Origin of the sequence: Vibrio gazogenes (assembly GCF_002196515.1) — a bacterium.
In the GTDB taxonomy this organism is placed as follows: domain Bacteria; phylum Pseudomonadota; class Gammaproteobacteria; order Enterobacterales; family Vibrionaceae; genus Vibrio; species Vibrio gazogenes_A.
This window is the reverse complement of sequence record NZ_CP018836.1, coordinates 39,646-51,756: the sequence shown is the minus strand read 5'-3', so window position 1 is coordinate 51,756 and position 12,111 is coordinate 39,646. Positions and strand designations below refer to the sequence as shown.

At 40.6% G+C, this 12,111-nt stretch carries 11 protein-coding genes; 8 read left to right on the top strand and 3 right to left on the bottom strand.

Annotated features, from left to right (window positions below; all coding sequences use genetic code 11):
* The first annotated feature begins 535 nt into the window (after positions 1-535).
* Both BSQ33_RS15950 and BSQ33_RS15945 read left to right on the top strand, forming a co-directional pair.
* Entirely contained in the window at positions 536-1,546 is a 1,011-nt protein-coding gene (locus BSQ33_RS15950; protein ID WP_157721416.1) for a YeiH family protein, read from the top strand.
* A 10-nt stretch (positions 1,547-1,556) separates the two neighbouring features.
* Positions 1,557-1,988 (top strand): universal stress protein, encoded by a 432-nt coding sequence (locus tag BSQ33_RS15945; RefSeq protein ID WP_021019089.1) that lies wholly within the window; start codon positions 1,557-1,559, stop codon positions 1,986-1,988.
* A 127-nt stretch (positions 1,989-2,115) separates the two neighbouring features.
* Here BSQ33_RS15945 and BSQ33_RS15940 read toward each other — a convergent pair whose 3' ends face one another.
* Positions 2,116-3,702, bottom strand: a complete 1,587-nt coding sequence (locus BSQ33_RS15940; protein ID WP_021019088.1) for a BCCT family transporter — start codon at positions 3,700-3,702, stop codon at positions 2,116-2,118.
* A 524-nt stretch (positions 3,703-4,226) separates the two neighbouring features.
* Between BSQ33_RS15940 and BSQ33_RS15935 the strand changes: the two genes are divergently transcribed.
* Positions 4,227-4,598: a glutathione S-transferase N-terminal domain-containing protein gene (locus BSQ33_RS15935; RefSeq protein ID WP_088135269.1), complete on the top strand. Its 372-nt coding sequence runs from the start codon at positions 4,227-4,229 to the stop codon at positions 4,596-4,598.
* A 144-nt stretch (positions 4,599-4,742) separates the two neighbouring features.
* Here the strand turns inward: BSQ33_RS15935 and BSQ33_RS15930 are convergent, their stop codons facing one another.
* Positions 4,743-5,222 (bottom strand): DUF1456 family protein, encoded by a 480-nt coding sequence (locus BSQ33_RS15930; protein WP_088134630.1) that lies wholly within the window; start codon positions 5,220-5,222, stop codon positions 4,743-4,745.
* 221 nt (positions 5,223-5,443) lie between these two features.
* Positions 5,444-6,601, bottom strand: coding sequence for an iron-containing alcohol dehydrogenase (locus BSQ33_RS15925; RefSeq protein WP_021019085.1), 1,158 nt, complete (start codon positions 6,599-6,601; stop codon positions 5,444-5,446).
* Positions 6,602-6,835: 234 nt separating this feature from the next.
* On the opposite strand from BSQ33_RS15925, the gene BSQ33_RS15920 reads away from it, so the two are divergent.
* The 5 genes from BSQ33_RS15920 to uidC all read left to right on the top strand — a co-directional run bounded on the left by BSQ33_RS15920 (position 6,836) and on the right by uidC (position 12,086).
* A complete protein-coding gene (locus BSQ33_RS15920; protein ID WP_088134629.1) occupies positions 6,836-8,713 on the top strand; it encodes a BglG family transcription antiterminator in 1,878 nt (625 codons plus the stop codon).
* 95 nt (positions 8,714-8,808) lie between these two features.
* Positions 8,809-9,129, top strand: coding sequence for a PTS lactose/cellobiose transporter subunit IIA (locus BSQ33_RS15915; RefSeq protein ID WP_021019083.1), 321 nt, complete (start codon positions 8,809-8,811; stop codon positions 9,127-9,129).
* A gap of 11 nt (positions 9,130-9,140) precedes the next feature.
* Positions 9,141-9,446, top strand: coding sequence for a PTS sugar transporter subunit IIB (locus tag BSQ33_RS15910; RefSeq protein WP_021019082.1), 306 nt, complete (start codon positions 9,141-9,143; stop codon positions 9,444-9,446).
* Positions 9,447-9,479: 33 nt separating this feature from the next.
* Entirely contained in the window at positions 9,480-10,811 is a 1,332-nt protein-coding gene (locus tag BSQ33_RS15905; protein WP_021019081.1) for a PTS sugar transporter subunit IIC, read from the top strand.
* A 3-nt stretch (positions 10,812-10,814) separates the two neighbouring features.
* Positions 10,815-12,086 carry a glucuronide uptake porin UidC gene (uidC, locus tag BSQ33_RS15900; RefSeq protein WP_088134628.1) on the top strand — a complete coding sequence of 424 codons (1,272 nt, stop codon included), beginning with the start codon at positions 10,815-10,817 and terminating at the stop codon, positions 12,084-12,086.
* Positions 12,087-12,111: the final 25 nt, after the last annotated feature.

Here is a 12,111-nt window from a genome sequence, read left to right as displayed (position 1 = left end):
AGATTTATACAAGGTATACCAAAATCCCACCATTCCTAAGGAATGATGATAATTCGATTGTTGAGTTGAACTAGATTAGATTTCATACACCCACTTTCATATAAAGGTGCTCAGTTGTCAATTTTTTTGTATAAAGGTGAATCAACCACCCAACGAAGAAAAATATTTCGGGAGAATGGTTAGGCTTTTCGGGGCAGGACGCCCGTAAAAGGCGGTTCTGGACAACACTCGACTCAGTCAAACAAAAAACAAGGGACTGACAAAAAACACCACCAACTCTCATTTTGCGCATATCGCTGAGAAAAATGCGATTCAATTCAAAGCGCTAGCGAATTTTAGCGACAAACCATCCCTTTACTGTCTTTGTTATACAGCACAAGGATAGATTTATGAGTGTCTTCTTTGTGTCACCCATAAAAAAACCATGAATGTATTGCCGTAGATGTTCAATAGAACTAAACGTTTGTAAATTTTATCTAGATATCAGTATTAGTACTAATTAGTTAACATAGAACTATCGCTCATGGGGGGACTTATGAAATATCTAAAAGGTATTATATTTACACTGATATTGTCATTGATATCTTATTATTTATCTACAATGGATTTTTTCAGGCATTATCAAATTAGCTCGTTAGTGATTTGCATTATTTTAGGAATGATTATTGGTAATATAGCGGGCTCTAGAATACCAAAGTCAGCTGAAAGCGGAATAAAATTCAGCCAGCAAAAGTTGCTTAGATTAGGAATTATTCTCTACGGGTTTTTTATCACGTTCCAACAAATTATTAGTGTAGGCAGTGTCGGTCTTATCACCGATATTATTATTATTTCAGTGACATTTGTTGGGGGGTCTTATATTGGTATCAGATTCTTAAAAATGGAAAAAGAAGCCGCTATGCTTACTGCTGTAGGGTCTTCAATTTGTGGTGCCGCAGCTATTTTGGGTACCGAGCCAGTCATAAAACCTAAACCTCACCATACAGCGGTTGCGGTGGCGACTGTCGTAATCTTTGGTACGCTTGGTATGTTTGTTTACCCTTTGATTTATCATGTATTTGCAGTGAATGATACCATCATGGGGATTTATACCGGTGCTACCATCCATGAAGTTGCGCAAGTCGTGGCAGCGGCGAATGCAATGAGTCATGACATATCGGTTACTGCCGTTATTGTGAAATTAACTCGAGTGATGATGCTCGCGCCTTTCTTAATGATTTTGAGTTATTACCTTACTCGTCATCGTGCCAATTCGTCTGGAGAAAAAGTAAAAATTACTATTCCATGGTTTGCTATTTTCTTCGTTGTTGCTGCGGGTATTAATTCAATGCATATTATTCCGGTAGCGGTTGTGGGGATTCTAACTAAAGCTTCTGTTTTCTTATTAACCATGGCTATGGGAGCATTGGGGTTAGATACAAATATTAATAAAATTCGTGGCGTAGGAATAAAACCGATTATTTTAGCTACTATTTTATGGATTTGGCTGATCGTTGGTGGTTATTTCGTTACCAATCTAGTTTCAACCGGCATTCATCTAATTTAAGGAATCACTTATGTCTTACCACAATATTTTGGTCGCAATTAATACTAATGAAAATTTAAAAACCATCGTCAATAAAGGTGTTGAAATAGCTCGTCATCATAACGCGACTTTATCTACTATTCATATTGACATGAAATTTGAGGATTTCTATATTGGCGAATTAGACTTCGACTTTGAAAAATATGATGAGATGGCCCGATCTCGCTCTCAATCCGACATTTTAGCAAAGCTGGGGGATCTTGATTACCCAATAACCAATTCAATTATTTGTTCGGGTGATCTATCCAATGAAATTATAGATGCCATAAAGAAAAATAATATCGATTTATTAATTATGGGCCACCATCATTATAGCCGATTAGGACAGTTTTTTATGTCCGTTTCTGCTCCGCTAATTGAAGCAATGCCCTGTGATATCCTGCTAGTAAAAGTGACACAGTAACCGTAAAAAGGTCATGCTGTTTACTTAAATTTGGCGAAAGCAGTGACAATATAGCTAAAGAGTGGTGAGACAATTAAAAAAGACCAGCTAAAGCTGGTCTTTTTGAGCGGATAAACGTGATCCCAAACTACTTAGAATAGAGGTGAAGTTCGGTTCGAAGTCCCCTGACTAAGCTAACGCACATCAATAGCAATATGAAGTTAAATGGCAGCGCCGTTGTCACCACGCCAGATTGCAATGCTTGCAAGGCGTCAGTACCGCCAACCCATAGCATCATCGCGGCAATCGCTCCTTCAATCGATGCCCAGAAAATACGCTGCGGTACAGGTGCGTCGATTTTCCCTCCCGCAGTGATACTATCGATAACCAACGAGCCGGAGTCTGATGATGTGATAAAGAAAATCAAAATGAGAGCAATCGACACGACAGAAATAATGTGTCCGAACGGGAGTTGATCGTAAACTTGGAACAAAGTAAGAGAAATATTCGTTAATCCATTCGTACCTAATTCACCGACTTTATTGATCACTTGACTAAGCGCTATACCGCCAAAAATCCCCATCCAAATAATGGTCATCAACGTCGGAATAAAAACGACTGAAAATAAGAACTCACGAACCGTACGGCCTTTAGACACGCGCGCGATAAACATACCGACGAATGGTGACCATGAAATCCACCATGCCCAATAGAACACCGTCCAGCCGTGCATCCATGTTTTATCTTCTCGCCCATATGGGTTACTGAGTGGGATAATACTTTTAATATAGGCAATGAACGTCTCGGGTACAGAGGTGATCGCGATATTAAAGCAAACCACCGTGATGAAGACGAGGAGTATGAAAGCGAATAGCATATTGATATTACTCAGTACTTTCACCCCACCATCAATCCCGCGAATCACTGAAATGATTGCAATCAGCGTCACAAAAACAATGACCGTCAATTGCATACCAAACCCGCCGTCGGTACCAAAGACATAGTTGATACCGCTAGTTGCTTGCTGAGCACCAAGCCCCAAAGACGTTGCCAGACCAAATAACGTGGCCAATACGGCCATAATATCGATAATGTGACCCAGCCAGCCCCAAGCTCTATCCCCAAAAATCGGATAAAACACAGAGCGTATAGACAGTGGCAAGCCTTTATTGAACGCAAAAAAAGACAGGGCGAGTGCAACGATCGCATAGATGGCCCAACCGTGGATTCCCCAATGGAAAATCGTCGCCCCCAGAGCAAGGGATTTCGCTTCTGGTGTCATCGGTTCGACATTGAGTGGGGTTCCCCACCAATCGGTGAAGTAGGCGGTGGGTTCTGCCACGCCCCAAAACATGAGGCCAATCCCCATCCCCGCCGCAAAGAGCATCGCAAGCCAAGAACTACGGGAGTGATCTGCGACGGCGTCTTTCCCCCCGATACGGATTTTCCCCAGCGGGGACAACATAATAACGAGAGTAAAGAGCACAAAAAAGTTTGCCGACCACATAAAAAACGTATCGAACTTTTCAATAATACCGTTTTTTACAGCGTTCAATGCCTCTTTAGCAGCGCTTGGTTCAATAAAAAGCACTGAACCTAGAAATAATAAAACGAGTGCAGCACTGATGCCAAAAACGGGGTTGTGTATATCAAATCCCCACTTTTGTATATTGTCCTGACCAACCTGATAATCCGTCGTATCTATACTGTATTTCTTAAATGCATCTTCATCCATAATAATGCCTAATCGTTAGTTCTCTATGTCTTTCAAAAGCGAAAAATTAGTAAAAATCAGTAAAAAAAAGCAGCAATTGTTTAGTGCTCTAATTTTATTTTAAGTGATATTAACAGTATAACTATCTATTTTGCAATTAATCTGTCCCGCGCGATGTACCAGTTGAATCGATCGATTAAGCACCAGAACGCACAAACTTGCCAGAAGGCAGCGATAAAATAAAGGTTCCTTTTTATAGATTGAGTTCATCCAATACTTGCAACGAAAAAACAGATTTTCTAATACTTCAATAAAAAACAGCATCTAAATGCTAGAAATATTGATTGTTATACTGCTGAATACGTTGTTTCCCCTGATTTAACTCGCATCTGATCTTAGCACACCATTATTCATAAGGGTGCACATATCGCAACAATTTAGAATCAATTCCCTTGCCCTTAAATTATTAGCATTTTATCGTTAGAATGGCGGCAGTTGGGCATGACCCATCTTCATTTATTTTTTGAGAACAAGCGAGCATGCACATGAAATTACTTATCAACGTCATCCGTAACCTACTTGGCTACATCATTATTGCAGTTGATCTCATCACCCGTGGTCCTAAAAAAAAGCGCGACCCCGAAAAACAAAAAGAAATTAACCAAGCGCTAACCGGCCTCTCCCTTTACCAGTTTTCGGCCTGCCCATTCTGCACGAAAACGCGCAGAGCGATGTATAAGCTGAACCTGTCGATTGAAAAGCGTGACGTGTCAGAAGGCTCAAAATACCGAACAGAATTGCTTGAGGGGGGCGGTAAAGTCAGAGTGCCTTGCTTACGGATTGAACAAGATGGCAACGTTGAATGGATGTATGAATCTTCAGATATTATTAACTACCTAGAAAAGCGCTTTGCTTAAATATATTGAATATACCCAAATGACCTCAAGATGCAGTTTCAGCGAGAATCACCACATCATATTTTAATGATTCAAAGCAACGCATATGTTCAAAGCAACGCATAGTAAAAATGCCATGCGTTGCGAATCACTCTTAAACAATTTTTATGCTTCGGATCCATCACTACCCGGACGCAACTGATGCTGAAGACCGAGCAAGAAGTTGCGAAGAATCTGGTCTTTGCATTCTCTATAATGCTTGTTTTCTGGCTTACGGAAAAACGCACTGAGTTCATGCTTGCTTAAACGAAAATCTACAAGTTGCAGAATGTCCAGAATATCCTCAGCTTTCAGGTTCAAAGCAATACGTAACTTTTGAAACACGATATTATTGCTTAATTTCTCTTCTGGCTTAGGCTGCTCACCTTCGCGTTTACCACGCTTAAAGTTGATAAAACCGTTTAAAAATACAGCCAACTCTGTGTCGCTAAGTTTGACAAAAGATTCATCGTCTTCTTTTTTCAGCCAACGAATGACTTGTTCATCGGTCACATTCAAGTCTGCTAAAGAGAAGATTTCAGTCATTACACTGTCTTTCAAATCAAATGTATAACGTACACGGCGTAAAATATCATTATTGGTCAAAATAGTTCCTAGTCTTAGGTAAATCCAGTGCTATCAACGTGATGACTGAAGAGCCTGAATGTTATCAGATTTGCAGTCTATTCCCTACCAATTGTGCCAATTTGCGAGAGCGATACTTTTATAAGCCAACAGCGCGGCACCGGAATATGACACTCAACCCACAGACAAAAAAACAGCCCAGTTATGTTCTCATCACTGGGCTGTTTTGATTCACTGTACGGTTACAGCGCTAATTTCAATATTTCGGCGGCGTCTTGCGGGGTTATATCTTGGTGCTCTCCGAGCGCAAGCAGGCCGTGGGCTGTCAGTTTTTCTTCCACTGCCGGAATATCTTTCTCACTCAGGTTATAGTCAGAAAGTCGGGTTGGATTACCCATCTGGATGAAGAAGTCTTCGGTTTTCTGAATCGCCAGCTCGATCTGCTCATCTTCTGTACCCGATGTAATATTGAGTACGCGGTGGGCATACTGCAACAGTTTGCCTTTTTTCTGCTCTTTTTTGTAACGCCATAATGCAGGCATCACAATCGCCAGCGTCTGAGCGTGGTCGAGACCATACAGCGCGGTCAGTTCATGACCAATTGCATGGGTTGACCAGTCTGACGGCACACCATTTTTCAACGTACCGTTGAGCGCCATTGTTGCTGTCCACATCAGATTGGCACGCACCTCATAATCCTCAGGCGTCGCCAGCGCTGCCGGGCCGTCTTCCAGCAGATTGGTCAACAGGCTTTCAGCAAAACGGTCTGAGACTTTCGCATTGACCGGATACGTCATGTACTGCTCCATAATGTGAGCAAAACTATCCACGGCACCATTCGCGATTTGTCGGGTCGGCAGCGTATACGTGGTTTGTGGATCAAGTATCGAGAATAACGGCAGCACAAAATCAGAACCAAAGGCTAATTTATCTTGTGTTTCTGCCCGGGTAATCACACTGTTTCTGTTCATCTCAGAGCCGGTTGCCGGCAATGTCAGCACGCAGCCCAAAGGCAAAGCGCGCTTCACACAAGCACCACCGGTGGTAATGATGTCCCAGTAATCACCGTCATAACATGCAGCGGCGGCAATCAGCTTACTGCCATCAATCACCGAACCGCCACCGACAGCCAGAATGACATCGATCTGCTCTTGTTTTGCGATCGCAACCGCTTTGATCAAGGTTTCGTAATGCGGGTTGGGTTCAATGCCGCCGAACTCGACGACAGAACATTCCTGAAGCGCATCGAGCACTTGCTCATAGACACCGTTCGCTTTAATGCTCCCGCCACCGTAAGTCAGCAACACGCGGCTATTGGGCGCAATTTCTTCTTTCAGTGCGGCAATCTGACCTTTACCAAAATGGATTTTGGTTGGATTAAAGTAAGTAAAGTTATTCATACGATCTCCTGATGCTAACTCAATATTGTTGCCAACTAGTCTAGTTGGTCCGGGATTCAATGCCTACCGCGAATTGTGCTCTCTTTGATACGAAAAAACGAATTGCATATGTTATTCGCCGCCAAATACGGTCTAAGTTCACACAATGTTCTTCCACATCTGTTTACCTTATCAGTATCTGGAGTAGTGTCTCAGGCGGGAATATCATAGAGAAAAATAATAGGGGTGAAGCAGATGAATCATAAGTTGTCTGAAATACTAACATTATTGAGAGAGGATTGTTATCAGTCTGCCAGAAACATTGCAAACAAGGTCAACACGAGTGAAAAGACGGTTCGAAACAGAATCAAATTACTGAATGATGAGTTGAATGCACATGGTGCTGCAGTGCTATCAAAGCCAAACATGGGGTATACCCTGATTGTTCATAATGAGGTTGCATTCTCCCAGTACAAACGTAGTTTTCTTTCGGATATTACACACCCTAAAACACCCGATGAACGCGTTATCTTTTTACTCTCTTTTTTAATATCCAGAATCAATTATATAAAGATAGATGACATTTGTGACAATATTTATGTATCAAGGAATACGCTCAGCTCTGACATCAAGAAAGTTGAAACAATTTTAAATCACTATCAATTAAGAATTAATAGAAGACCCAACTATGGCATCCTGATTGAAGGTGATGAAATACATAAGAGAATGTGCATTTCTGAGCAGATCATAGATAGAGACTTCAATGTATCAGAATTCAACATTTCACATGACTTGATCAACACGATCAATACATTTGTTGTTACGACACTGATGAGTAAAAATATTACCGTGTCTGACTCCTACCTTGATGATTTAGTAAAGCATATCTTCATCTCTTTAGAGAGATTCAAAGATGGGTTTTACATCATGAGTATTGATAACTGTGAGCATGAAGAAAATCTTGACTTATTGTCAGCGGCTCATGAAATTTCAGATAGTATAGCCCGAGAATTTAACACCTATCTTTCAGAGAAAGAAATTCAGTACCTATCGTTATTATTATCTGCAAAGCTGCCATCCAGTGCATATAAAAGAAACAACAACCTGGTTATCTCAAGATATATTGATGATTTAACCAGCAAAATGTTCAAAGAGATTCTTGATTCTCACAATCTTAATTTCTTTCAAAACTTCGACCTTAGACTATCCATCAGTAAGCATCTCGTTCCATTTGATCTGAGAATGAAATACGGCATCCCGGTAACCAACCCACTGAAATTAGAAATCATTAAAGAATTACCTTTTGCTTTCACCTTAGCAAGTACCGCAAGCCTTGCATTATCTATGCACTATGGCACTCAAATTAGTGAAGATGAAATCACTTACTTTGCGATGTTGATTGAATTAGCTTTGGACAAAAACAGAAAGGGATCGGTCAAGAAAAATATTGTGATCGTCTGTTCGTCCGGGAAAAGCACCAGCCAGCTTATTATCAGAAAATACAGAAATGCATTCGGAGACTATATCGATAATATATTTGAATGTTCCTCATATGAACTTGCTGATTTTAACTTTGAAGCGCATCAAATTGACTATGTTTTTTCCACTGTAAAAATTGATATCGATATACCGGTTCCTATCGTTGAAGTCAGTCATTTCTTAGAAAGTAAGGAAGTTGATTTATATACGGACATGTTTGAAAAAGACAGTATTGTCACGACATTTTACCGCCGAGAATTATTTTTTAATCACATTGATGAAAAGAGCAAGGACGACGTCATCAAACGATTGTGCGAGCTTGCTTCTGCGTCTATTCAGATACCTGAGACATTTCTTGATTCCGTCAATAAAAGGGAAGAATTAGGTCAAACGGACTTTGGCAATCTGGTTGCAACCCCTCACCCCTACAAAATCATCAGTGATCAGGATTTTGTGATTGTCGGTGTGCTGAAAGAACCGATTTGGTGGGGGAGGAACTATGTTCAGGTTGTCCTGCTGACGTCGGTTTCATCAAAAGAGAATGAAGCTCAGGAAACATTCTATGCAAGAACAAGTCGGTTTGTGTTTAACGAGGATGCTGTTAAGAAATTAATTGCTGAACCGTCATTCGATAATTTCATCTCTCTTTTATAACACCACCGAAAATTTCCACATTAGAAAAGGAAAATGTCTAAGTAGAGTTTTCCTATGGTCTGTTTATTATGTAATTTAGTTAATAGGAGTTGTTAATGGATATTTCACTAGAAGATATTGTAACTGAGTTGGTTGTAAATGGTGGCTTTGCAAAAAGTAAATCTATTATGGCAATTCAATGTGCAAAGAAGGGCTTATTCTCGGATGCTGATGCATGTATTAAAGAAGCAAATGAAGCGCTATTAAAAGCCCATCAATTTCAAACTCATCTACTCCACGAAGAAGCAAATGGAAATCATGTCTCAAATGTTTCTTTAGTTATTGTTCATGGTCAGGATCATTTAATGAACGCAATCACATCTCGTGATCTCGCAATTGAAATGATCGATATGTATAAATTAATTCACAGTAAATAAAAGGTAACAAAATGATTAATATAATATTGATTTGTGCTGCCGGCATGTCTACATCAATGCTCATGCAAAAAATGAAAGACAGTGCAGAAAAAAGAAACCTTGATATTAGTGTTTTGGCAATGCCCGAGGGCAAACTGGATTCATATAAAGAAAATATAGATATATTACTCCTTGGTCCTCAAATTATGTATCTAGAAGATAAAATTCGGGGAATATATGAAGAAAAAGGTGTCAAAGTCGCTGTCATTGATATGGTCGATTACGGAAGTATGAATGGGGATAAAGTCCTTGATGATGCGCTTTTGTTATTAGGTTAATTACATTTACCTCTTCCTACGCATGGTACCCTTATGAATATTAAAAATAATAGTCCATTAATTAAAAATATAAATAAATATGTAAATATAATTCAAACCAGTAAATTTGTTAATGGGATTACAGGCGGTATGATGGCCGCCATGCCTATTACTATATTAGGCGCATTTGCAGCACTATTCCTGAATCTACCCATCGATGCATATAAAGAATTTATTGCATCATCTGGCGTCGCGACAGCGCTAAAACTTATCGTGATGTTCACAACGAACTTTTTAGCGGTTATCTTTTGTGTTTCGATTGCGGGTAGTTATGCCAAACAACATGATGAAGATCCATTATTCTGCGCAATATTAGCATTCATCTGCTTTTTCATTGTGACGCCAATGGATCTTTCACCAAGTGGAATGCCGGTGATTGGCATGAAATGGCTCGGAGGATTTGGTATTTTTACCGGGATTGTCGTCAGTATGGTCTCTACCCGGCTCTATATCTATCTTCGGACGAAAGGCTTCACCATAAAAATGCCCAGCAGTGTCCCACCTGTTGTCGCGGATAGTTTCAGTAGTTTAATTCCCGGATTCGCTTCTGTTATCTTCTTTACTGCCATCTCCGTTATTTTTCAGTCCACATCTTTTGGCAGTGTCCACCAGTTTGTTTATTCATTCCTTCAAACGCCTTTGGAAGGTGTCGGTGGCAATATTATATCGATTCTTATCTTGTGGACATTTGCTCAGTTGCTATGGTTCCTCGGTATCCATGGTACGCTGGTTATCTATTCGGTGGTCTTGCCTATTTTTACCGCAATGGATGCCACCCAACTCGCCGCATATGCCGCAGGAGAAGCACTTCCTAACATTACCGGCCGTGCATTTGTGAGCACTTATACCATGTCCGCGAGTGCTATTGGTTTCACACTTTTAATGATGTTCGCATCAAAGAGTCAGCACTATAAAAAATTAGGGAAACTCACAACTATTCCAGCGTTATTTGGTATCAGTGAGCCATTGGTATTTGGTACACCAATGGTCTTCAATTTCCGTTTCATTATTCCATTTGTTTCTTTAAATGCGATTTGTTTAACCATCGCTTATTTCGTCACATATATTGGTTTAGTTCCGAGAGTTGCAGGTATTACACCTATTTCAGGCATGCCAATTATATTAAACGGTATTATGGAAGGTAGCTGGAAAATTGCAGTCGTGCAGGTATTTCTTGTGCTGGTGCAGATTGTTTGTTGGTACCCATTCTTTAGAAAAGCAGATAACGAATCTTATCTTAAAGAATGTGAAGAAGCGAAAAAGGACGAGGATAATATTTCCGATACGGAATCTTCTCGTTTAACAAAAGTAAACGAAGGAGCATAAACCATGAAGAAATTATTTATCCCAACTTTGAGTGCCGTCATCGTCGCAATGTTATCCACTTCGGTTTTCGCCAGCGAACCCGACAATAACGCGGATTCATTACGATTACGTTTAAAAAATGATTTTCGTAAAGCCGAGCGACCGAGTGCCGGGCCAAGCGGTCGAGATATTTATGCGTGGGTCCAAGGCACGATGGTCGATTTAGACACTCACTATTTCTCTGACTTTGTCGGTGTCACCGGCAGTGCTTACTATGTATACAAACTAGGGGCAGATGGCTCAAGTAGTACCAGAGGTTACTTAAGAGGATACGACAGCTTTTCACTGACCCAAGGGGCACTGAAATTTAAGCTCAATGATGATCTCAAGTTGAAAGTGGGTCGCTTTGGTACCGATAGTGGTTATGGCAGCTTGCCTTATGATGTTCCGTTGATTTCAAGCGGCTCCAATCGGACGATGCCGACGTTATCCGAAGGCGCGCTTGTTCACTACGATCTCAACGAGAATGTGGAATTGTGGGGCATGTGGCGTCAACGCGTATTCCTCTGGACAGACGTCGGAACCGGTGTCCGGGATGAAGGTGTTTTTGACTCAAGTACCGGAACCTATTCCAAGAAGGAACCTCGGGCATTCTTAGCCGGTAGTTGGCACGATGACCAGAATCGCGTTGATCTGGGTTATTCTTGGCAGGATGATGTTTCTTCTCAGGTTGAATTGAAATTACAAAGAAAAGATTCGTTTGATGACCAAAGTAATATTCGCTATGAATTCCTGACACTGAACGCGTCATTAAGTGGTTTATCGAAAGCCGCAAGTTATCACAATGATACCCAAGTCTATTCTGGAAAAATTACCTATACCAATGCCGATATAAGTTATTTCGGCGGATTGGGTTATGTCAGCCATGTATTAAATGGTATCGGTACAAATGTGAATACAGATATTGGTTATGTCGGCTCTCTGAGTATCGATAGAAATAAAGAAGATATGTATTCCTTACAAATCGGTGTGAATTATACGATCAATAATAATTTCTCCGTCATGGTTGCACCGTTAATGACGGATGGATATGAAGATACGCACAGAACGATTTCTATTAAGGGGAAAGGTGTCGTCGCCGCTGTATTCTACAAAGTTAATTCTGGTCCGCTTACGGGATTAAGAGCATTCGTTGCATCCGATGTGGCCAATGAAAAACGCTCAGGGAGTGCTTTAGGCGATGATCTGGACTATTGGGATGTCAAAGCGGGTATTCAGTATGACTTCAACCTTTAAATATCAATTCATCTAGTTCAAAGGC

What these genes read in the sequence shown, in the direction of transcription:
- BSQ33_RS15950 (WP_157721416.1), top strand. Translation starts at nt 536, where the DNA reads ATGAAATATCTAAAAGGTATTATATTTACACTGATATTGTCATTGATA.
- BSQ33_RS15945 (WP_021019089.1), top strand. Translation starts at nt 1,557, where the DNA reads ATGTCTTACCACAATATTTTGGTCGCAATTAATACTAATGAAAATTTA.
- BSQ33_RS15940 (WP_021019088.1), bottom strand. Translation starts at nt 3,702, where the DNA reads ATGGATGAAGATGCATTTAAGAAATACAGTATAGATACGACGGATTAT.
- BSQ33_RS15935 (WP_088135269.1), top strand. Translation starts at nt 4,227, where the DNA reads ATGAAATTACTTATCAACGTCATCCGTAACCTACTTGGCTACATCATT.
- BSQ33_RS15925 (WP_021019085.1), bottom strand. Translation starts at nt 6,601, where the DNA reads ATGAATAACTTTACTTACTTTAATCCAACCAAAATCCATTTTGGTAAA.
- BSQ33_RS15920 (WP_088134629.1), top strand. Translation starts at nt 6,836, where the DNA reads ATGAATCATAAGTTGTCTGAAATACTAACATTATTGAGAGAGGATTGT.
- BSQ33_RS15915 (WP_021019083.1), top strand. Translation starts at nt 8,809, where the DNA reads ATGGATATTTCACTAGAAGATATTGTAACTGAGTTGGTTGTAAATGGT.
- BSQ33_RS15910 (WP_021019082.1), top strand. Translation starts at nt 9,141, where the DNA reads ATGATTAATATAATATTGATTTGTGCTGCCGGCATGTCTACATCAATG.
- BSQ33_RS15905 (WP_021019081.1), top strand. Translation starts at nt 9,480, where the DNA reads ATGAATATTAAAAATAATAGTCCATTAATTAAAAATATAAATAAATAT.
- uidC (WP_088134628.1), top strand. Translation starts at nt 10,815, where the DNA reads ATGAAGAAATTATTTATCCCAACTTTGAGTGCCGTCATCGTCGCAATG.